The 21,309-nt window shown below is 54.9% G+C and carries 18 protein-coding genes and 2 pseudogenes; 2 read left to right on the forward strand and 18 right to left on the reverse strand.

All coding sequences use genetic code 11. From position 1 onward, the window contains the following. Positions 1–20: 20 nt before the first annotated feature. The 7 genes and pseudogenes from ACFK9X_RS23255 to traI all read right to left on the reverse strand — a co-directional run bounded on the left by ACFK9X_RS23255 (position 21) and on the right by traI (position 8,277). Positions 21–266: a replication regulatory protein RepA gene (locus ACFK9X_RS23255; protein ID WP_000078115.1), complete on the reverse strand. Its 246-nt coding sequence runs from the start codon at positions 264–266 to the stop codon at positions 21–23. Between the two features lie 131 nt (positions 267–397). Further along, positions 398–950 (reverse strand): annotated as a pseudogene (locus ACFK9X_RS23260) (phospholipase D family protein). 121 nt (positions 951–1,071) lie between these two features. After that, the gene (locus ACFK9X_RS23265) at positions 1,072–1,227 is read right to left on the reverse strand and encodes a hypothetical protein (RefSeq protein WP_024138419.1); all 156 of its coding nucleotides are present in this window, start codon (positions 1,225–1,227) and stop codon (positions 1,072–1,074) included. Between the two features lie 12 nt (positions 1,228–1,239). Further along, on the reverse strand, positions 1,240–1,524 hold the full coding sequence (locus tag ACFK9X_RS23270) for a hypothetical protein (RefSeq protein WP_000477658.1): 285 nt from the start codon (positions 1,522–1,524) through the stop codon (positions 1,240–1,242). Positions 1,525–1,640: 116 nt separating this feature from the next. Then, positions 1,641–2,204 carry a fertility inhibition protein FinO gene (locus tag ACFK9X_RS23275; RefSeq protein ID WP_161126808.1) on the reverse strand — a complete coding sequence of 188 codons (564 nt, stop codon included), beginning with the start codon at positions 2,202–2,204 and terminating at the stop codon, positions 1,641–1,643. 54 nt (positions 2,205–2,258) lie between these two features. Continuing rightward, positions 2,259–2,999: a conjugal transfer pilus acetylase TraX gene (gene traX, locus ACFK9X_RS23280; protein WP_000177631.1), complete on the reverse strand. Its 741-nt coding sequence runs from the start codon at positions 2,997–2,999 to the stop codon at positions 2,259–2,261. Between the two features lie 19 nt (positions 3,000–3,018). Next, positions 3,019–8,277: a conjugative transfer relaxase/helicase TraI gene (gene traI, locus ACFK9X_RS23285; RefSeq protein ID WP_161126807.1), complete on the reverse strand. Its 5,259-nt coding sequence runs from the start codon at positions 8,275–8,277 to the stop codon at positions 3,019–3,021. Positions 8,278–8,358: 81 nt separating this feature from the next. On the opposite strand from traI, the gene vapB reads away from it, so the two are divergent. Then, a complete protein-coding gene (gene vapB / locus ACFK9X_RS23290; RefSeq protein WP_202441328.1) occupies positions 8,359–8,586 on the forward strand; it encodes a toxin-antitoxin system antitoxin VapB in 228 nt (75 codons plus the stop codon). Continuing rightward, positions 8,586–8,984, forward strand: coding sequence for a type II toxin-antitoxin system VapC family toxin (locus ACFK9X_RS23295; protein WP_000911322.1), 399 nt, complete (start codon positions 8,586–8,588; stop codon positions 8,982–8,984). The genes vapB and ACFK9X_RS23295 overlap by 1 nt, the downstream gene beginning before the upstream one ends. Positions 8,985–8,992: 8 nt before the next feature. On the opposite strand, the gene traD is transcribed toward ACFK9X_RS23295, so the two are convergent. The 11 genes and pseudogenes from traD to ACFK9X_RS23350 form a co-directional block, all read right to left on the reverse strand. Further along, complete coding sequence (gene traD, locus ACFK9X_RS23300) at positions 8,993–11,173, reverse strand: type IV conjugative transfer system coupling protein TraD (protein ID WP_329542401.1); 2,181 nt, start codon at positions 11,171–11,173, stop codon at positions 8,993–8,995. 371 nt (positions 11,174–11,544) lie between these two features. Next, positions 11,545–12,276 (reverse strand): conjugal transfer complement resistance protein TraT, encoded by a 732-nt coding sequence (traT, locus tag ACFK9X_RS23305; RefSeq protein WP_058215169.1) that lies wholly within the window; start codon positions 12,274–12,276, stop codon positions 11,545–11,547. Between the two features lie 35 nt (positions 12,277–12,311). Then, positions 12,312–12,805 (reverse strand): annotated as a pseudogene (locus ACFK9X_RS23310) (entry exclusion protein). Between the two features lie 15 nt (positions 12,806–12,820). Beyond that, positions 12,821–15,643, reverse strand: coding sequence for a conjugal transfer mating-pair stabilization protein TraG (gene traG / locus ACFK9X_RS23315; RefSeq protein WP_161126804.1), 2,823 nt, complete (start codon positions 15,641–15,643; stop codon positions 12,821–12,823). Next, positions 15,640–17,022 carry a conjugal transfer pilus assembly protein TraH gene (gene traH / locus ACFK9X_RS23320; protein ID WP_161126803.1) on the reverse strand — a complete coding sequence of 461 codons (1,383 nt, stop codon included), beginning with the start codon at positions 17,020–17,022 and terminating at the stop codon, positions 15,640–15,642. Before traH ends, traG begins: the two co-directional genes overlap by 4 nt. After that, entirely contained in the window at positions 17,012–17,560 is a 549-nt protein-coding gene (trbB, locus tag ACFK9X_RS23325) for a type-F conjugative transfer system pilin assembly thiol-disulfide isomerase TrbB (protein ID WP_044127378.1), read from the reverse strand. The genes traH and trbB overlap by 11 nt, the downstream gene beginning before the upstream one ends. Then, positions 17,547–17,840, reverse strand: coding sequence for a type-F conjugative transfer system pilin chaperone TraQ (traQ, locus tag ACFK9X_RS23330; protein ID WP_001233881.1), 294 nt, complete (start codon positions 17,838–17,840; stop codon positions 17,547–17,549). Before traQ ends, trbB begins: the two co-directional genes overlap by 14 nt. A 213-nt stretch (positions 17,841–18,053) precedes the next feature. Then, a complete protein-coding gene (traF, locus tag ACFK9X_RS23335) occupies positions 18,054–18,803 on the reverse strand; it encodes a type-F conjugative transfer system pilin assembly protein TraF (RefSeq protein WP_044127374.1) in 750 nt (249 codons plus the stop codon). An 11-nt stretch (positions 18,804–18,814) separates the two neighbouring features. Then, positions 18,815–19,030, reverse strand: coding sequence for a conjugal transfer protein TrbE (gene trbE / locus ACFK9X_RS23340; RefSeq protein ID WP_161126802.1), 216 nt, complete (start codon positions 19,028–19,030; stop codon positions 18,815–18,817). A 10-nt stretch (positions 19,031–19,040) separates the two neighbouring features. Then, the gene (traN, locus tag ACFK9X_RS23345; protein ID WP_161126801.1) at positions 19,041–20,867 is read right to left on the reverse strand and encodes a type-F conjugative transfer system mating-pair stabilization protein TraN; all 1,827 of its coding nucleotides are present in this window, start codon (positions 20,865–20,867) and stop codon (positions 19,041–19,043) included. Next, positions 20,864–21,283: an HNH endonuclease gene (locus tag ACFK9X_RS23350; protein ID WP_161126800.1), complete on the reverse strand. Its 420-nt coding sequence runs from the start codon at positions 21,281–21,283 to the stop codon at positions 20,864–20,866. The genes traN and ACFK9X_RS23350 overlap by 4 nt, the downstream gene beginning before the upstream one ends. Positions 21,284–21,309: the final 26 nt, after the last annotated feature.

Below are 21,309 nucleotides of genomic sequence, written 5' to 3' on the forward strand. Positions count from 1 at the left end.
TACTCATTCACCTTCTTATCTCAGGCTCTTTTAGCCATTTCCCGTTCAATTAGTAGCTCAATCATTTGAGCCTGAGTAGTTCCAGTCTCTTCACAAAGCTGCTGCAAGCTTTCTTTATGTATGTTTTGTATGAAAACATTGAGCTCTTTATGCGTCGTCTTTTTTCGTGAAATAGATAATCTCTTCTTCTCAGCGGAAGATAAGGGATTACCCTTTCTGTAAATGCGTTTCGATGAGGAAGTTACTGCATTTTCAATCTGCGACATCTCTGCCTCCTCAAGGATCAAACCTGGATCGTTTGCAGAGAATACTACAGATTTCTAAAATCAGCGACTTACTTTATGAACGTAACCTGTGTTGGCGCACGGTTTACGTTTCAGGATCGTTTCCTGGGATGTCAGTACGTCTGTTTCCAGTCCGTTCCCTGCGCCCAGCGGGATGTCCAGTGGTTCAGGTAGCTGCGGGCTAGGACTGAGTCATCCCAGACGACAGCACGTTCTCCGAATTCGAACGGTCTGCTGCACGGGAATAGTTAAACGATCCCACTTCGGTGTGGCGACCGTCGCTGACGATCACTTTGTCATGAAGAATTTTGTACACACTGACGGTACGAACCGGAATGCCGGCACTGGTCAGCAGGTTCATTGTCACCCTGCTGGCGTTATTGTTTTTCCCGGTATTGGCTTTCCAGTCCAGTCCCCCCCTGACATCCACTCCCCGACGTTTTGCACTAATAAGAGCGCCAGCCACCTCCGGAGAGGTGAAGGAATACCCCATCAGCCGGATATTATGTTGCGCAGCCTCAATAGTCTTAAGAACCAGCTGCTTGCGCTGCCCTCCGGTGAAAAACCGGCCTGAACGGACGGTGCCGCAATAGCTGGCAGGGAGCCCAGCAGGGATAAACACGCAAGTGTGACCAACGTCAATCCATGACCTTTCCTGAGTCTCATTATGTACCTCATATAAACTTGATTAGAGTAGTGATTTTATTACTTCAGAAACGCCGGAATCGGGGGAAACTCGTTTTTCCCGGATTGCCGGGGCTGGACAACGACGCGAGCGGCGGAGGCGTCAGGATAAATTGTTATTGCCTTCCCTAGTGGTGGCACGATCATTACGCTCCATCCCGGCCAGAATCAGCACGGCCGCGTTTTCCAGAGTTTCCTGTCCCGCGCCGCCCGGTATCACTGTCACGTTCTTCTCCGTGGCCTCCTTAACCGGCATCATTATCATCACCGGCTAGCCCTGCAGCGCAAGCGTATGTGCCAGTCGGTTACTGCCATCCAGTATGCTTTTCGTGTTCACGTTTCCACCCCTGATTTTATGCCCTTTCAGGGCGGCGGCCGCAGCACTACTGATATCTTCACTGGTGAGCGCGCCTTCATAATGACTGGTGGCAAAAATACCGTTGTGATACGCAAGCCAGGCATCCGCCCTCGCTGATTTCCAGATTTCCAGCCCCTTCTGTGCGGCTTTCAGCGAGTTTTCCCACTGCTGTACAAATGTGGGCCAGTACTTAAACACATAGCGGACCTGCGGCCTAGCTTCACAGCCTGCAGCATCGGGGTAAGGCCGGTGCCACGCCGTACAGACGGTCTTTCTGTTTCATCCGTTCACTCATTATACTGGGCTTCTCCGGTTCAGACCGTCTGCGCCAGCACCGCGCGGAGTTCCGCTTTTCTGGCGTTCTGCGCCCGAACCTTTGCCAGTCGCGCCAGCGCGTACTGTTCTTCCTCCACGGTAATATGCTCCGTCACATACCCTTCCGTGTCATATCGGCAGGCCCCGGCTTTCATCGCGCTGAGATATGCTTCAGAACGGGCAATCGCTTTCAGCGCACGGATTATCTTTTTGTGTGACAGCGGGATACCACGCCTGGAGGCGTCCTCAAACAGCGCCTCACGCACGCCACAGGCGAAAAGACGGGGCGTGTCGCCGTCAAACAGCCCCGGCCACCAGGGTTTCAGCGTGCTGACCGCTTCCTCCACTGACTGAAATCGCAGGTAGATGGACAGATCTTTTCTTGCCCGGGCTTTTTTTTCTGTCAGTGACGCTTCCCGGACAGCCCTGTCAGCCAGCTGCTGTTTCTTCACCTTCCACTTCGGGGGCGTGGTGACGTTAATAATGGTTTTGCGGCTGCGGGCCGGCGCTTCCCCATTCGTTTTCCGTTTCAGTGTCAGTACCGGTCGTTTCTGCTCAGTCATGCTGTATGCTGCCCCTGCCAAATCCTGCTCATACCGCCAAAGATACCACACCCGTCACATCGCCAGAACGCCCAGGGCAGCCAGATGGCAGGTGTAGAATACCGGGAAAAAATCAGCCGGCCAGAACCGGGGCCGTGATTTGCCTGTCAGCGAAACAAGCCATACCGTCAGCCCGGTCACCAGAAGTCCTGCCACCGCCGCGGCATCACTGGTGACCAGATTCAGCGCGGGGACGGCCACCACCAGGCAGGCCGCAAGCGCCAGATGTTCTTCAGTATCTGTGGTCCGGTACAGCCGGTAACAGATGACCAGCACCAGCACGCCGGCAACGCCGTAGCTGGTTCCGGACAGGGGTATCCACGCCGTCAGCAGTAACAGCGCGGCCGCAGAGTGAAACAGGCAGCGCTGCTCACACCACTTCAGCGCCTGCGCGGTCACCGCAAAGGCAAACAGAATATTCCCTTCATACCACGGAAATCCCGCCAGAAAATATCCGGACTGCGCGATAACCGCCCATCCCCACAGCCGGTTAATCGCAGACTGGCGGATATGCGTATGCCGGGACAGGTTCAGCCCCCACACCAGGGCAAACAGCGGAAACGCCCCGCGCCCGGCCAGAAACAGCCACTCTTGGTTCAGGTGCAGGATACGGTTAATATGGTCAGCCACCATCAGCAGCAGCGCCACGGTTTTGATGAGATCTCTCTGTCCCGGCGACCAGGCCAGCAGTCGCTGCAGCCGGGTATCCACCCGGACTGCCCGCGAATCGTTACGTGTGGCGTTATCCATCGTCATCGTGGTTTATCTTCCCGTATCAGTCCCCGCCCGGGGTTTTCTCTTTCTGCAGGTCACGCACCATCTCCTGCTCCATCTGCTGCAGCCGCTCCCGGCCCCGGTTTTCCCGCGCCACTTCCCGGATGGTCTCCCGCTCCCTTTGTGGTTCGCGCAGCACACTCTCCGGCAGCGGGGGTTCCCGTTCAGGCGGGGTCATTCTGTCCTGCTCCTGGCCGGCAATCTCCCTGACCGCCTGCGCGGTTTTCTCCTCCGGCAGGTCAGATTTGTCCTCAGCCATTTTACGGACAATCTCATCCGCACGGCGTTCTGTTTCACGGCGGACTGCCTCTTCTGCCTGCCGCTGTGCCAGAATCTCTGCCGTGACCGGCTCCCCGTTCCCCGCGCCGGGCTGCACGTTACTGTCAGGAATATCGCTCCACACCCTGCCGCCGGTAATGGCGACGGGATTCCATGGACGCCCGTCACCGGCAATTCGCACCACCACGCCGCTGTCGGGGTTATCCCGGGCAATCCGGACGCCATCCTGCATGCTACCAGCCAGCAGGCTTTCGCCGTTACGACTGCCCTGCAGGGCCACAAACTGCGCCTCTTCACTGCCTTTCACCCGACCTTCCCCGGTGAATCCCCGCAGCCCGGCACCGTCATCCGTTGTCAGCGGGTTCAGCCAGATACCGGCGGATTTACCGTTACGGTCAAACGCCGGCAGCGCCACATACGGCTGCGGATACTTGCGCCCCGGTGCAATAAAACGCGCCCGGCTGTCTCCCTGCGCCAGTCCGGCGTTGCGCAGCACGGCACGGCCGGCGGCCACGTCCCGCAGTTCCCGGGCGGTGCTGAACAGGCGCTCTGCGTTCATCATCTCACGCTCTGATTTAGGCTCCAGCACGTCATGGGCCGTGCCCTTTTGCTCCGCACTGTTGATGGCCTTAACCCAGCCCTGACGGTCGTCGGTGTACACCTGCACATGCTGCTTCATACGCGACAGCGCCACATACGCCGACTCAAAACCGGCCATCTGTTTCCGGCCCCCTTCGGTTCCCTCCAGCGCAATGGCAAACGTCTCACTGGCCCCCTGCGCACCGTGGGCGGTGATGGCATACGCCAGGTCAATATGCTGCTCTGCCCTGTCCTGCCCGGGCCGCACCACGCGGGTCTGTTTCCCGTCTGACAGCGTGACGCTGTCACCGGAAACCGCCGTCACAGTCCAGACGCTGTTGGCCACATACCCGCGTTCCCTGTCACTCTTCGTGAAACGCATCCGGTCACCGGCCCCCACCCGGATAGTTTCCGGATTGTACAGTGTGACGCCCTCTGCCGCTGCTTCCCGGGGGGAAATCAGGCGCGTGTTGCCGTCGGCATCCTGCAGGGTTATCAGCCCGTCCTCCTTACTGATACCGGCAATCCGGTGATACACATTATCCACCAGGGCAAGCGCGCCCTGATGATTCTCCCAGGTGGACAGACGGCGCAGCTCCCCGTCACGGATATTCGCGGTGGTAAGTACAGGGACAGTGACCTGCTGCTCACTCGGTTTCGCCAGTGCATCCTGAATCATACTGTTCAGCACCCGACGATCCTCATTCAGATGCGTGACAATCAGCGTCTGCTCCCGGGCGTCCGGCGTTCTGCCGGTATAGTCGCGGACAATGGCCTCATACAGCGTCACGGGCACATCCGGAAAGGCTTCGCCCTTTTTCTCCGCCTCCTGTGCGGCTTTCTCCAGCTCCCGCTCCTGCAGACGGCTGAACTCCGTCACCGAGTTTTCCGGCGCCCATGCCCCCTTCAGGCGGGGAACCAGAACCGGCTTCACGCTTTCAAGCCCGGACAGTGCCTTATTCACATCCCGGTTAATCAGGCTGTACACGGCGTCCCGCAGTTCCGGCGTCTGGCGCACAATCTCCTTCATGATGGCCACATCAGCCGCGCTGCGCGTCTGCTGCAGACGGAAAGGCTGGCCGGGTGCGATGGCCTGCAGCTGGTCCGTGTCACCACTCGCCACGGCACGACCACCACCGGCCGCAATCAGGGCGTATGCCCGCGCCATATCGGTGTTGCCCACCATCGAACTCTCATCGAGAAGGAACAGCGTGTTGCTGAAATCCGGCATTTCTCCGCTGCGCTGCTGCAGCTTCGTGTCATGCAGAAAGGACGCCAGCGTCTGTGCTTCCACGCCGGCACTGCGCATCTCCCCGACCGCACGGTGCGTGGGGCCAAGCCCCACGACACGGGGACACTCACTCTCCGGTAGCATGTTCACGGCAGACATCACCGCCCGGAACTGGGTGGTTTTCCCCACACCGGCATACCCCTGTACCACGGTGAAACGATCGGACGTTTCGAGTATCATGCGGGTGGCGGCGCGCTGCCCTGATGTCAGCGTCTCCATGAGTTCGCCCGGCACCTTCGTCATCAGCGGCGTGACCGCTTCCTTGCCTTCGAGAATATGGCGCAGAATGCTCTTTTCAGCCTCATACGACGCACGGGAAACCAGCAGGTCTGTGCCATAACCTTTTGCCACATCCACATGCAGTAAATCGCCCCGTTTTATCTGAGCATCAATTTCCCGTCCCAGGTCAGCAAAACCGGTTCCCTCTGCAGCAAATGATTTCGCCTCCGTCAGCAGGTCCACCTGGCTGAATGCCAGGTTTTTACTTTCCACCACAGGAATGGCCAGATGAATGGCCTGCTGTGCCGGCATGTGAAGCCCGGTTTTCTGGCGGCTGATGGCGGTTTCCAGCGATACCTCACCGGCACGCGCCTTTATCTGCTCAGAAACGACTGTAAAAGACGGGTGACGGGAGAGTTTTTCAGCAGTGCGGGTCTCATCCAGTGAGGAATACAGCCGGACATCCCGGCCGCTGCGGGCCAGAGCGTTCAGGGTGGCGTTGTCCATCGCCATCTGTGTGACGGAGGCAAAAACTTTCGCACTGTCACTGACGGAATGTCCGGGTGTTTCCACCCAGCCGTTTTCCAGCTTCAGCGCCGTGAACGGGGAATCCCCCACCGGCAGGGAAGCCGGCTCAGCCCGTCCCGGAGCGATGACCGTCATCATGCCATCGTTCACCGCTGATACCTGCAGCCGGTCGCCGCCGGAGACGCGAAGCCCGGGAATTTTTCCCGTCACCATAAGACGCTCGCCGTCTGCCACCGGTATCTTCTCCGGCCGGAAGAGTGACCAGCTGCTGTCCAGGGCTGAAATCCGCACCATCTGCGTCTCTCCCTGCGCATCCCGCAGGGTCAGACTGTGACTTTGTGCGGTCACCCGGTCAATCACATACCGGTCATGGGACCGTTTCTCCGGGTTCCACTGCTCCATCACCATCCCTTCACGGTACATGTCGCGCAGGTAACGGTTCCGGCTGTCCAGCCAGACCGGCGACAGGACGGTCATCATGGTGTCCTGCTGCCCGAGTATCTCCTGCGTCTTCAGCTCACTGCGTATCATCCCCGCCAGTATGGCCTGCTCACGCACGCCGCTGACCTGCGCCACGCTCTCTTCCCCGGCTTTCACCGCGGCCACAAAATCCCCAGCCAGCCGGGCATAGCGGACATTCCGGTCCGGCTCGCTGATAATGGTCGCCGGGGTCTGCTGCCCGCCCTGCCAGCGGTAACTGTTCACGCCGGCCTCCTTCATGGCCATCAGCGCGCTGCCGGTACCGGTGCGCTGACCGCTGTCGGTAATGAGTACCTGGACGTTATGACGCGCCGCGCCATCCAGCAGGGTCAGAGTCTCCTTCAGGGACAGCTTTTCGCCCTGGTCGACAATAACGGTACTGCCCGGGGAAAATGACATGCCCTCCTGCAACTGACGACGCCCGGTTATCAGCTCACCGGACAGACGTTCATCCTGCTTCAGGTTTGTCTGCGAACGGCGGTCGGCGGCAATAATCTGCACCTCACGCCCCTGCTCCCGGGCCATCATCGTAAGTTCTGCCACCCGCTCCCGCTGACCGGCAGCACCGCCCTGACCACTGATAATGGCCAGTGACGGGCGGTCCCGGGCCAGGACACTCACCGCGTCGCTGTAACTTCCCGTGCGGGGCACGCTCTTCTCCGGATGGACGGTCACCCGGTTCTGCTTCATGATATCGCTGCTGAGTGCCCGGACAGACAGCTCATCGAGCACATGAATACCTGAGGTGAACAGTCCTTTCTCCCGGTCGAGGGGGATAAGCTGTTCGCGGCTGATGGCTTCATCAATCCCGGCCCGGGCCTTCTCAATCACGCCGGCTTCCGGCGGCAGCATCCCGACCGTTCTGGCCAGCACGTCGGTATACGTAAACTGAACCTTCCGGTCGCTTAACCCGGCAATGGCCTGCGTCACCGCCTGCTGAATATCCGGCTGCTCCTGTGACGGAACAGGCTGCGCTGCCTGTATTTCCGCCCTCCTGTCCGCAGCCTCACGGTATGCGCTGATATCAAACCCGGTATCTTTCAGGGTCTGCATCCACTCAGCCATTTTCACTTCCGGATCGACATGCTGTTTGGATTTACGCGTATCCAGCGCCGCCACATCCCGGGATTTCAGCGACGCGTCATCACCTACTGCTTCCCGTATAGTCTGCGAACGACTGGAAAAGGCCTCCACCGGGACACCGGGCATCTCCCACATACCGTGCTTACCGACCACTTCCGTTTCATAGCCCAGCGCTTCAACCTTCTCTTTCAGCACCGCGCGGTAAATCTTCCCGAAGGCTATCTGGTTAGCATAGACATTCTCGATAAATCCCGTTTTTCCCACCTTATCGCTGCTCAGGGTCTTCCATTCCCCGTCATGCTGCGTGACGTTGGCCACCACGGCATGGGTATGCAGCTGCGGCTCCTGGTCACGACTGGTGTCATGGTTGAACAGCGCCATCACCAGATTACCGGTGAGCACCGTTTCTGACTGCCCGTCCGTCATCGCCCTGGTGGAGGCCAGCGCTTCCACCTGACGGACAGCGATATCCACCGCCTTGTTGTGTGCCTCAGTCAGGCGTTTATCGCCTGCCAGCATGGCCATCAGGGAAACACTTTTGGGGGCAGAGAAGGTCAGATCATAGCCGGGGCGGTGTTTGTTGCCGCCGTCCTGCTGCCGGCTCAGATCAGCCCCGTCGGGCAGTCTGCCTTCCAGTACCCGGGTGAACACCTCCTTATCGACGGCGCCCTGCAGCCCCAGCTGCTCCGCGCCTTTTCCGGCCCAGCGTTCCTCCAGACTGCCCAGCACGTAGTAGTTATCCCTGTCGCTGTAATAACCGGCGGCACTCCCCGCTGACCGGACCTGTGCAATGCTCATCATAAATGTATATCCCTTTGACATATCCCATCAAAAAAACCATAATGGATATACGTAAGACATATCCCTGTAAGGAGGCACATGATGGAAACCAGCGTATTTCTCAGTAACCGAAGCCAGGCGGTCAGACTGCCAAAAGCAGTGGCATTGCCGGAACATGTAAAACGTGTGGAAGTTATCGCTGTCGGGCGAACCCGGATCATCACGCCGGCCGGAGAATCGTGGGATGAATGGTTCGACGGGAACAACGTCAGCGCCGATTTTATGGATAACCGGGAACAACCCTCTGTGCAGGAATGGGAATCATTCTGATGCTGAAGTTTATGCTGGATACTAACATCTGCATTTTCACGATAAAAAACAAACCTGCCAGCGTCAGGGAGCGTTTTAACCTGAACCAGGGGAGAATGTGTATCAGCTCGGTCACCCTGATGGAGCTGATTTACGGTGCCGAAAAAAGCCAGATGCCCGAAAGAAATCTCGCTGTGATAGAGGGGTTTGTTTCCCGACTTGATGTTCTGGATTATGACACGCCGGCCGCCACCCATACGGGGCAGATCAGGGCAGAGCTTGCCCGTCAGGGACGCCCTGTCGGGCCATTCGATCAGATGATTGCCGGTCACGCACGCAGCCGGGGACTGATTGTTGTCACGAACAACACCCGGGAGTTTGAACGTGTGGGTGGACTGAGAACTGAGGACTGGAGCTGATACCGCCATCAGAAATCATCTCCCGGCTCCGGTTCATCATTTCCGTGCCCACGGTGAACGTTGATATTCACCTCCTCCCGCCGTTGCATCTGCTGCTGAGTATTCACCTCCTGCTCCTGCCGCCAGCGCTCATACGCCGCCATGTCCACCACCTCACCGGACGCATTAATCCCGGGGGGCAGTGGCTGCTCTTCGTCTTCCGGCTTCATTTTCAGTTCCTGTCCGACACCGCCTGCAGGCGTATTCACGGCGGTACCCGCCGCTGCTGATTTTTTATCGCTGACAACCGTGGGCTGTGGCTGTTGCGGCTGTTGCGGCTGTTGCGGCTGTTCAGCCTGCGCTTCTGCTGCTGTCGGCGCAACCGCTTCTGTATCCGGTTCAAACAGGCTGGACATCTGACGTCCCTCGGCTTCCCTTGCAGCCAGAACGGCGCTCAGACGGGCTTCCGCCTCCGGATTCATTTCCCGGGGAATAAACTCCGGCGCCACTTTGGGACGTTCCTGGTATTTCAGGGCCAGCTTCACTGCCGGATAGGGTCCGGGCAGCGTGACATAACAGGTCAGGTCGGGCAGTGACTGAATATCGGAGTAGCTGACCAGTGTGACACGCTCCATCTCTTTACCGGTCGACACCCCGTCACGAACGGGATCGGCACCATAGGAATACTGCTCACTGGCTTTCAGGATCTCTTTTTCACCAATCTCATGTGCGACATAGTCGGCAATTTTATAACTGGGTGAGCGGAAGAAGGCCCTTGTGTTCATCACATCCAGCAGGGTTGCCGCCGCTTTCTCACCATAGATATCCTCCATCTGTGTACTGGACTGAATACCAAAGACATAGCAGCCCCCGAATTTACGGGCTTCCGGGACAATTTCCACGAGGTCGGGCAGCTTGTGCAGCGTGGGCAACTCATCACAGAAGAACCACACCCGACGGTTACGGTTCTCTCCCATCGCCAGCAGGCCCCGGATGGCAATGGACAGCCACATGGAAATCACCGGCTTCAGGGAAGAATGTGTGTCAGCGTTTGAAGAAATAAACAGCCAGCCGTTTTTTTGATCCTCCCGGACGCCGCGCATCCAGTCACGGATGGTGAACGGTTCACCGTTACGCTCGATTCCCTGAAGATAGCGGACGGCTTTTACGTAGTTGGTCAGCACAGCCCGGATGGAAATGGCCGTCTTCTCGATTTTTTCTTCCACCAGGTTGGCCGCCGGGGAATCACGCAGGTAGGTTCGCAGTTTTTCAATCCTGATTGAGAGCAGAGTGTCAACCAGCTTGCTGTAGCTGCGATCGCTGTCATTACGCATCAGGTATGCCGCTTCAGCAAAAATGGTTCGTCCGGAACCCTGCCAGAACGGATCTTCCTTCGTGCCCATCGGGATCAGGGTATTCGCCGCATTATCAAAATCCGGCAGGGTGAGGCATTCCCGCCATAAATCCCATGCGGCACACCGAGCGTCACAGGGGTTGAGAATTTTATCGATGGACGGGTCGTAGTAGCTTTTGACAAACTCACAGGAACGATCGTACATCACCACCATGTCGCCGCGCTGACGGGCATAGTTAGCCAGCCGGCGTATGATTTCAGACTTACCGGTACTGACTGTCCCGTGGAGCAAAAAGTTCTGAATCTCTGAATCCTTAATGATTGGCAAATCGCCAATCAGGATATCGGACGCTTTTCCGTCTTTTTTCAGCATCCTGGCAACGTCTTTCGGATTGTCGGTAAGCTGGCGTCCTCCGGTAACATCATCCTCACTCTGCTGTTTTCCCTGACGGCCCAGAATCCATGTGGCCATAAAAAATGTAATCAGGCAGATAACCAGCGCCACACAGGCGGCCAGAACAAAGGCCGACCACAGTTGTTCCCCACACCAGACCGTGTATTTGTCCTGCAGAACCTGGGCGGCGTTCATCCGGAACGTCTGGCCGTAATACCGGATCTCATAGACAGGCTGGGATTTAATTAAATCCCGCATTCCTTCAAGCGTGGTACACCACCAGTAGATACACCCATTCACAAACGTCTGCCAGCTGAGTTTCACCCATAACACCAGGCCGACGAGTATCCAGAAGAAAATAAACAGGCAGTAAAATATAATGTTGGCGATCTGGCTGAACATGCGAATACGCATGGACGCAATCTGACCGCCCTGGGTCATATCCTTCGCATTAAAGCTCATAGATGTTATTCCAAAGAAAGATTATCAGTCCGGACGGGGAATTAATTTGAATAAATGACCAGCCGTTACTTTCGTTTTTTCAGAAAATAAAGAACAGCAGCACAGGCTACCAGTACAGCAAACAGCCAGGAAAACGGATTGCCGTTAGTCATGTGACAAAGAAGTTCTGATAATGGCATTCCGTATCCTTATTATTCCCGCTTCGCGGCAACACTTCACGGCCGCACAAAGAATTTGCACAACCGCTCAGTGTTTTCATATTTATTTCGGAAACGCCGGAGAGAAATGAAATTTATTTCTTTCCGGCCCTGGACAACGAGCAAAGCGAGGCGTCAGTCAGGAGGCCAGTCAGACCGGCCTCCTGAAGATGATTAAAGAATATTTGCAATTGATTTGGCCAGTTGTTCTTCCAGAACAGGCTTCGCCTCTTCAAACTTCAGGTTAACCTTGTTGGCATTCGATACCACACGGGTCTGGTATTTATGCTGATTACCGGTTTCGGTGCTGGTCTGGATTTTGGCACCCGAGGTTCCCTGGCGGAGGGCGGCCACATTATCGGTTGTGACCGTCGCTTTGGTACGTTCGGCAATCTGCACATCCGTAATCATGGTGTAGTTGACATCCTCAACCAGTGCATCGGCAGCCATACCCGCCAGTCCAGCAGCAAGCCCTACCCCCAGCGTGGCACCTGCTGAGTTAGAGTTATACGCTGTGATACCGGCCCCGAGCGCTGCCCCGGAGAGCGCACCTTCATAACCACGGTTCAGCCATCCCTGGGACTCACGCAAATCCATCTTGTCGGCCTTCAGCACGTTGGCCTGAATCCAGTAGTATGCTTTGTCTGGTGAGGTAACCACAGTATACCCTTTTGCCTGAATATCTTTTGCAATCAGGCTCTGCAGGTCACTCATATCCTTATCGGAGGTGTTTTTCACCTGCAGATACACCGTCCGTTCACTGGACGGGTCAAGCCAGATGGTCTGGCTCATCTGGGTTTTCACTTCAAGATTACGCTTTTTGATTGCTGTGCTCATCGCACCACACCCTGACAGGGCCAGAGTGGAACTGACCAGTGTAACCATCATTATTTTTTTCATTTTCATCCAATTACCTTTATTTACCAACCATAGTTTTCTTATTACCTGTCATTATTATCCTGCCAGCGAGCCCCAAAAGTATTACCAGCCGAATCAACTCCTCCATGCACAGGATATCCAGTTGAGGGGTTGTAGTAAGTAGTTTGACGATACTCAACAGATTCAAAATCCAGACTCCTATCTTCATCATATTGGTCATCAAGCTGACATTTCATCCACTCTTTTATGCTTATACAACCACTTACTCGTCTTAATTCATATAATGCCCCACCGATAAAAATCATTAAACTTAATAATGGCGAGAGTAATGAGCATACGGGCATAATTACATACCAAATTCCTTTACTAAACTTGAACTCATCAGATATGTTATTTTTTTACGAATTTGAATAAACAACCAGATAAACAGCCCCTGCCACAGCAGAACAAATAACAGGATAATCCCTGTTTCAGCGACTCCCCACTCAGCTAGATAACAGGCAATAAACTGTACCACTGTCATCAGAACAATCTGAGCTAAATTTTTCATTCCCACCTCCCGGATATCGCCTTACTGTTTGTGTTTATCCTGATACTCTTTTGCCCTCTTCATCAGTTCCTCAGGACTGTCCGCGCCAGGCATCCTTTCCTGTGCAGCCTTTTCTTCATTATATTTATTATTCTGGGATAGTGCTTCTGTTTTATACTGTTTTTGCAGGCCAGAATACTGCTGGTCAATAGTCTTTTCCTCACCCTGGATATTTCCATAAGTATCGTTTATATCGGAATGATAGTCTGTGACCATATTATCAACCTGGTTTTTTACATCATTACTGATATTACTGTCCCGCGTCCGTTGTTCCACCATTGCCTGATGGGCCTGATGATCGGCTATCACATCCTGTTTATCACCACCACCGGATACTGTGCTCATACCACTGCCAATATCACCACGGGCTTCGCCCCAGGCATTATCCACACCAGGCTGGACCTGCTCCTGAACAAAGGCCCAGGCCATTGCCCGACGTCGTTCTGCCACCTCCGGCGAACTGGTATTTGTCAGAATATTTTCTGCATCCTGTGGCGCATGCTTTTGCACAAAATTCACAAACTGCTGTGACAAATCTTCGCTCATCTGCCCACTCATGCTTTCTGTACGGGACGCCATCTCAGCATACTCATGGCTGCGGGTCAGGTTCGTGGTGTACTGGTCATAACTCTGTTTCGCTGAGTTCAGGGCTGCAGACAAATGATCCACACGAGAAGCAGCATTATTGTCCGTATGGCTTCCGGACTCACTGACCTTACGGCTCGTGAAGTAATCGCTGGCCTCCTTAAAATCCTGCGTGGCTTTGGCATCAACACCATGACGAACATCTTGGCTGGATCGTGAACTACTGCTGGCCTGATGCGTATCATCATCGCTCCAATCAATACCAGCACGACCACCGGCTTTAACACCAGCTCCACCACCAACCCCCAATATCTTGGGCCTTATGCCCCACTCTGCATGTGCATCGCCATAAATACCCGCCGATGTTCTGGTGCTCCTCGAAGCCAACTCCTGAGTAGCCTGCTCATTGCTGATATTATGTGCCTTCGCATAGCTTTCCACTGCGCTGCGCATCCGGCTGGCCATCATGGAATCCTGCGCGCTCATGGTGCTGTCAGCACCACTGGTCACTGAGTCGCTGCTGCCCCGGTTCGTCCCGAACTGACTGAGCGTATTCCAGGCGCTGGCGATACTGCTGCTGAAACCATGCAGGGCGCTTTCTGCCTGCGTGCTGGCTTCCCGCGCCATCTCCTGCTGTGCCGCCGCTATCTGCCGGGTCGCGTTGATATTCACCGGCAGTCTGGACTGCGCGCCGCTGGCATCCATGACCATATTGCCGTCCCGGGTCTGCGTGGCGGTTGCTCCGCTACCGGTCTGGTAAGTCATCTGGCCAAATGACGTCGTACTGTTGGTACTCCAGCTGAAACCGTTGACGTTCTCCGTCTGCATATTGCCGTAGGAATAATTGCCGTCCACCACGCCGGCGGCCGCACTGGCTGTCGGGCTGATCGCCGAAGAGGCAAAATGGCTGTACACCCCGGAGAAACCCGCCCCGAGCCCTTTCACCATCGCCCACGACAACGGCGGGATCATCATCGAGATATACCCTGCTGTCGTGGCCAGATCGGAGTATTTCAGCTGTATCTGTGACATTTCAGACAATACCACCGGTACACCGTTCTGCCTGGCATAAAAGGTCATGGCGCTGTTCAGAATGGCATACAGCAACGGCCAGCTCTGCAGCCACATCAGGGCAAACACATACCCTTTCAGCACTGACAGCGTCAGTTTATTAAAGACAGCGGCCAGAACCAGCAACGGGAAAATCCCGATGGCTATCCCCAGCAGAATGGTCTGTGTCATTGGCAGGGTACGCATCGCCACCTGCCCGATGCTGGCATGCGCCAGACGCTGTTTTTCCATTGAAGATGTGGTAGCCAGGTTCATCAGGCTGGCCGTATCACCACTCCGGGCGGCATAACTGGTTATTCCATCCCTTAAGGCGTTAATCGTGACGTTCTGGCGGATAATCTGGCTGGCTGACTGGCTGGAGCCGTAGAAATAGCTGTAACTGTCCCCGAGCATCGTACTGAACAGCAGGTTCGGGTCCGGACGTCCACCAAATAACTGTTGTACATAATAATGCCAGGTCCTGCCTCCTGTCTTTGTATCAAGATTCAGCTTGTCTTTCAGCGTTACGGACGCATCCTTACAGGTGAGAAAATGATTATTTTTGTCAAAGACACCCCGTAATGGACTGGGATTTGAAAAAATCAGCGTATAGGGATCGCCGGACTCCATCAGTTCTTCCAGGGAATATTTGTGATTGAGGTAAATATCGCCCATCACACAGTTCTGAACATAGTCCTGGAAAAGGCCGGTAATTTCCGGATTGCGTGACAGAAAGTCGGTACTTTTCGTCACCAGTCCCGCCCCGAACAGCATACCTGTCTTGCTGTAGGTGACGCTGTCAGGCTGGGCAAAAATCATCTCATAGCTGGCCACCATCGCATGCCCGATCCGGGTTGTCAGCGAAAGGGGAAGGGCCAGTCCGACCGGCACATTATCCACCCGGTAAACCCTCACCAGGTCGCTGTTATCAATTATCTGTACCGATGTCCGTATGGTCACCAGAAGTAATATCAGCACAAACACCGCCACCCAGCCCAGCAGATCCATCACGTTATGTCGCTGTACCCACATAACGGCCACCGCGAGAACGGACAGGGTCAGCGCAATTTTCTCAATGGAGTCCCACGTCCGGCTGCTCATGAAGGCCGCAATGGCGTTCAGGTTATTACTCAGCCATTCTCCGCCGGCAATGACATAAACCTCGTTCACTGCGCACCTCCGCCAAAATGATAGTTGTTCTGGTAACGGCTGAGCATGCGGGCTGACAGCTGCTGGCGCATGTAGCTCATCTGACGGTCGACAACCAGCAGCGCATCCTGCTGCACCTGGACCTGCGCCTGGAAGGACGCTATCTGCCGGGTCGCGTCATTCATGTTGTCGGTGATATGTTCGATAACCGCCTCGTCATAATTTCCTGTGGCCACCATCGCCCTGGCCTGCTGGATCAGCTCCTGGATATACTGCAGCAGGATGTCGTACCCGATATAATCCGTCAGCTGATAAATCATGCTGGTTGACACGCCGAGCATCTGCGGGTCAACCAGGTATTTGAAAACCGGGATGGTGGTGCTGGAGATAAAACCTTTTTCCTTATTATCCAGGGGAGTGTCGCTGACCGCCTTGTTCTGAATACTGGTCAGCAGCTTCGTAATCTGTGATTTGAGCGCATTGTCGCGACTGATGGTCACCGGCGTGTCGGCCACCACCTTCAGGCATTTATCCGAATCATTGCAGTGGTATATCTTCGCCGTTCCGCCTTCCATTAATGCCCGGATAATATCCCGGTCGGTGGTTCTGGCAGGCAGGGGCGTGATTTCGCCGTTGGGTCCAAAAACCAGTGAACCGGTCAGCGTCATCACGAACTCTTTCAGCTCCTTGTTGCCGTCAAACATCCTGTTTTTGGACAAAGCATTCCACATGATGTTGATATTTTTGGTCACCCGCTCCTTATCCTTGTCACTGGCTTTATCCCTGACGCTGTCGGATTGCCCGCCCACAGTACATCCCTGCCGGGACGCCGCCCAGTCGGCAAAAATATTGCTCTCACCGGCAATGTCCTGGCAGACCTTCTGCTGGGAGACCTGTGTTTTTGGGAAAAGCCCCCCGACAATCCCCTGCGCCGCCTGGCAGGAACTGAGGTTCATACTGTTAATATCGCTGGCCATTTTCTGCAGAAAATCCTTTGCCGTTTTGATTTCCGGCACCGTCGTCTGCAGCGCAAGGTCAAAAAAGTACCCTGCGGAGTTACTCATAATCTGCTTCACAAAACGCTGCAGCTGCTCGCCGTTAATGAAACTGAATGAGCCGAGATAGGCATCGATGCCCCCGCAACCGGCATTGATATCCGGCAGGGTCATGGAGACCAGCTGGACATTTTTTACCTGTGTCCGGGCATATAAAGAGCCGCCGGAGGCATATCCTGCCGCCTGTCCCTGCCAGACGGAGGGCTGTGTGGTATTGGAAGCAAAACCCAGCTTATTGAAGAACTGGTTCATGTCGCTGTTCACATCGGCAGAGACGGCGGGTGCGACGGTCATCAGCGCCGTACATAATATGAAAAGCGGTTTAATTCGCGTTTTACCCTGCATGTTTTTCTCCGTACATCTGCAGAACGGTATCCATCCGGGCCATAAAACCGGCGGCGTCGGTGGCCCCCTGCAAAAGAGGCAATGCTTCAAGTGTGTTCACGTTAACCAGAAATGTTGTCGGGGTGGCGACGGGAATATTGGGGAAGAAGGTCTGCATCACTTCCGGCGGTGCCGGCAGCGCCTCCGGAAACGCGGCATCCCCCTGTCCGTCCAGGGTGTAAGGGAATACCGAAAATCCATACTGCTGTGCCACCTGCTTCAGTACCGGGTCAAACTGGTGGCACCAGGGGCAGCTTCTTTGCATGAACAACACCACTTTCCAGCCGGCGAGGTTAACCGTTTTACCGTTGCTGAGACGAAACCAGCGGGGCGCCGGCGTTACCTTCTGCACGCCCTGCGTATCTGCTGGCTGCTTTTGCCCGGACGGTGCGGCCATCCCGTGCGGGTTATACAGCCGTTCAATCTCTTCCCGCGTGGAGGCATTAACCCCCGTCCCCACCAGAAGCAACAGGAACAGCAAAGCCTTATTGAGAGACATGTGATTTATCCCCCTTTTCTTCTTTTTCAGCAGCCAGAATGGCAGCCTGACGGGCCTCCAGTAACGCACGCTCTTCCCGGCTGACGCGGGCTATCCAGGCATCCAGCACCCGGTAAGCGCCGGACAACACCAGAATGATGGCAATCAGTTCCGCCAGAAAAAAAGCCATCCAGGGTTTGCGGTAAACCAGCCGCCCGACAATGTGAAACCAGACGCCCAGGGAGAAAACCCATACTCCCGTAATATCCGGTAAAGGAAGCGATAATTTATATTTACGCACAGTGGAGTCACTCCATTGTTATTTAATATATGCGATACCTGATTTATTATCAGAGAACAGAATATTCATCAGCTAAAAAACGCCGCCATGAATAAACTATTTAACAGTGAGGGTTATTTATCTGAATTAAAAATAAAGGGCATAAAGACAGCCGCTTCATCTGCATTATTTACCTACGAACGAGTGACAGTAATACCATCCCCTGATATTACTTCAGAAATTCGGCTTAAAATCTTCTGACACATTCAGGAACTGTTTTGCCAGGTCGTCCTGCGTAATAAACCCGTATGACAACGGACGGACACTGCCCTGTTTCGGGTCTACCAGCATCATGGCCGGGAAATATTTCACACCAAGACGCTGCGCCTGCCCCTGGTCAGGACGCGTATCCGGCAGCATCGGGTTAATCACCCCGTCCACGGTCACCGGGATAACGCTCAGACCGTAAGTGGCGCGAAAGCCATTAATCACCTGCGCCAGCTGGCCGTCAATGGGGTCCTGCCCGCGGTAAAAGAACATGATACCGTAGTGTTCAGCCAGCTTTGATATGGCCTGCCGTTGCTGAGCCTGGTCTGCGGCCAGCTGGTTACGTACCGTGCCGTTGTAGTGGCTGTACTGCAGGTTATAGTCCAGTTCAGGATGCGCCAGCATGGCTTTTTTGGCGCTCATGCTGAAAAGCCCCGCCTGCTGCGTCCAGTAATTCTGCAGCCGGAAATATTTCACAAAATTATCCACACCGGGATACAGAATGGCTTCATAAAGCGCCCGCTTTGTTGCGGTCTGCAGCGCAGATAATTTCTGCATAATGTCAGGCTCCTGACGAACCTGAGCGGATTTATCCGTCGTTTTTGGGTCAGGTAATTTTACCGGGTCGTTATACCACTGCCATCCGGCATCTTTTCCGTATGCCGTCAGGGAGCCACAGAGTAACGCTGCCACCCATACGGCCTGTATTTTTCGCATCATACCCCCCTTCAACTGGATTCATTATCATGCTGCAGTAGTTTCGTCAGTACATTCACGAAACAGAACAGCAGCGTGAACATCAGACAGTAAGCGGCAATAATGAGCACCGCCAGCATGATATCGTCCGCTGTGGTTGTGCTTACCGTATCCCATGACCAGTACACCGCCGGGGATATCACAATAAGCGTCACCACCACCCGAACCAGAAAAGACATTATCTTCATCTGACTGTCCTTATTTCCCGGCCTGCCTGAGTTGGTCTGCAATTTGTTCTTTCACCTTCTCCGTCAGCGCGCCACTGTCCGGGATTTTCTGGTTATTCATCAGGTCTTCGTAGAAGTTCGTGAAGTCCAGCTGGTCGAATTTAATCTGCTGTAGTTCGTCCACGGTGATCCCACGGCAGTCAGGATGTTTTGAACTGCCGAAGCTGATATGCAGCTGGCCGTTGCGCCCCTGCTGCTGGACTATCTGCGCCAGCTTCGAATCAAACTGGCAGTAGCTGCGTTTCTTCTCCAGACAGACACCCAGTACCTTTTTCGAACAGAACTCCCCGACACTGACCGTCAGTTTGTTCGTTTTTGCTTTGGCCAGAGCTTTTTCGTCACTACTGCATTTAGCCAGACCGATATCCTGCCCCCAGCCACTGTCCTTACAGCAGTTGCTGTACCCGGCTGCGGCCTTCTTACAGAATTTCGCCTGTCCGGTGAATGCACGGACGTCAATACCGTTCAGGGCCGCGACATCTTTACCTGCCGCCGCCAGCGCCGCCAGTTGCGATACCGCCTCGCCAAAATCATTGCTCTTTCCGCTCTGCGCCTTATCGCATTCCCCATCGAGGCAGAATACATCCCCGCCACAAATCATGACCTTTCCGGCGATTTTCGACTCACAGGAGTACGTGGCGTATTCATGCAGGCAGGTCCCTTCACCGGAGTAAAACGCGCACTGCCGGGCCGCGAGGGTACAGGCCGGATTATCGACATACGCCTGGCAGGTGCCGTTATCTGCCGACTGGGTGACATATTTATCCCGGTATGCCCAGCACGACTGTGTGATGCTCCAGGGTTTTCCTTCCATCACCCCGGTTTTCGTTCCCCCGGGTTCGGTACATTCGGTATCTTTCAGAACACCATCCACCTTGTTGAACGGGCAGCTTTCCACCCACTCCACCCGCGGTATCCACACCCGGTCCTTAACCTGCATCACCAGTGTCAGCGTGAACGTCGTCCTCCCGCTGGTCAGCTCGTTAAAAATGCGGTCATCCACCGACCCGGTACAGCTACCGTTCCCGCTGCAGCTTGTCCCGCTCAGAATCTGGCCTTTGCTCAGCATTATTCCCGTCGTGCCACCCAGTGTAATGGTACTGCCCCACGTCATGTTGAAGGTGGTATTCATAAAGCCGGCACGGGAATTCCACAGATAATTCTGTGTGGTCACATTCAGGCTGGCGCTGCTTATCGTACCTGCTTCCGGCACGGTCACGCTGAAAACGATCTGCTTACCGGAACGGCTGAAACTAAAGGCTGTGAGGGTGTAGGTTCTGACCTCTGATGTCTCTCTCCAGTCGCCGGTGATGGTGGCCGTCCGGGTACAGTATTCCTCCACAGTGGTGTCGCGTTCACAGGTATAATTCGTGAATTCGCTGCGGTTAATCTCCTGCGCGCTGCACTGCTGCCCGGTATTTCCCACAATACTGTCGGCACGGTTCACCACATCCCTTCCTTTTTCAATAAACGGCGCATCCGGTGACAGAATATCTTTGGGCTTGTTCATGAACGATTCTGTAATGGTTTTACCGGTTTCGCCTGTGGCCCACTGCGTCGTGCCGTCATTCTTCAGCCCACTGTCACCGCCGGCGGTCACGCCACCGTAATATTTCGTTTCATCCGGATTCGCGTTATAGCCGGGTATACTCTCCTGCGGATTAAAATTCCGGATACTGCCGGTGCCCTGGCCTTTGATCTGATGGGCAAAATCTGAACCCGCACGATAATCACTGTTACTGTCTGCCTGTGACTGGCCGGCGGCCAGAAGCAGAAACAGAGGTAACATACGTTTCATTTATTCTCCCCCTCGTATTGCTCAAACCAGAAAACAACCGGTTTATTCACCACACTAATCAGCCCAAAACGCTCTGCTGTCCGGAAGTTAACGCTGCTCCGGCGCCCCCGCTCAACCTGCAGGGAGACCTGTTTTCTGAACATCTCCAGCGAATATGTCGTTTTCAGCAAATTGCACGGCGCACAGGACGGGAAGATGTTTTCCGGACAATCAGCTTCTGGTCTGAACACTTCACCGGTAGTTTTCAGTCTGAAAATGCCTTTCTCTGCCGCCTTCATGCACCGCTCTGATTTGCGGAGCACTGCCTGAACGTGGTCGGCATGCCAGCCCTTCTCCGGTAGCACACAGCCACAGTAAGCACAGCGGCCACCAAATTTCATACGCAGTCTTTCCCGCTGTTTTCTGGTCAGCACCATAACATCTCCTTCCTGCTGTTTATTCC

Source organism: Salmonella sp. WC3, from assembly GCF_042932255.1.
GTDB classification, from domain to species: domain Bacteria; phylum Pseudomonadota; class Gammaproteobacteria; order Enterobacterales; family Enterobacteriaceae; genus Salmonella; species Salmonella enterica.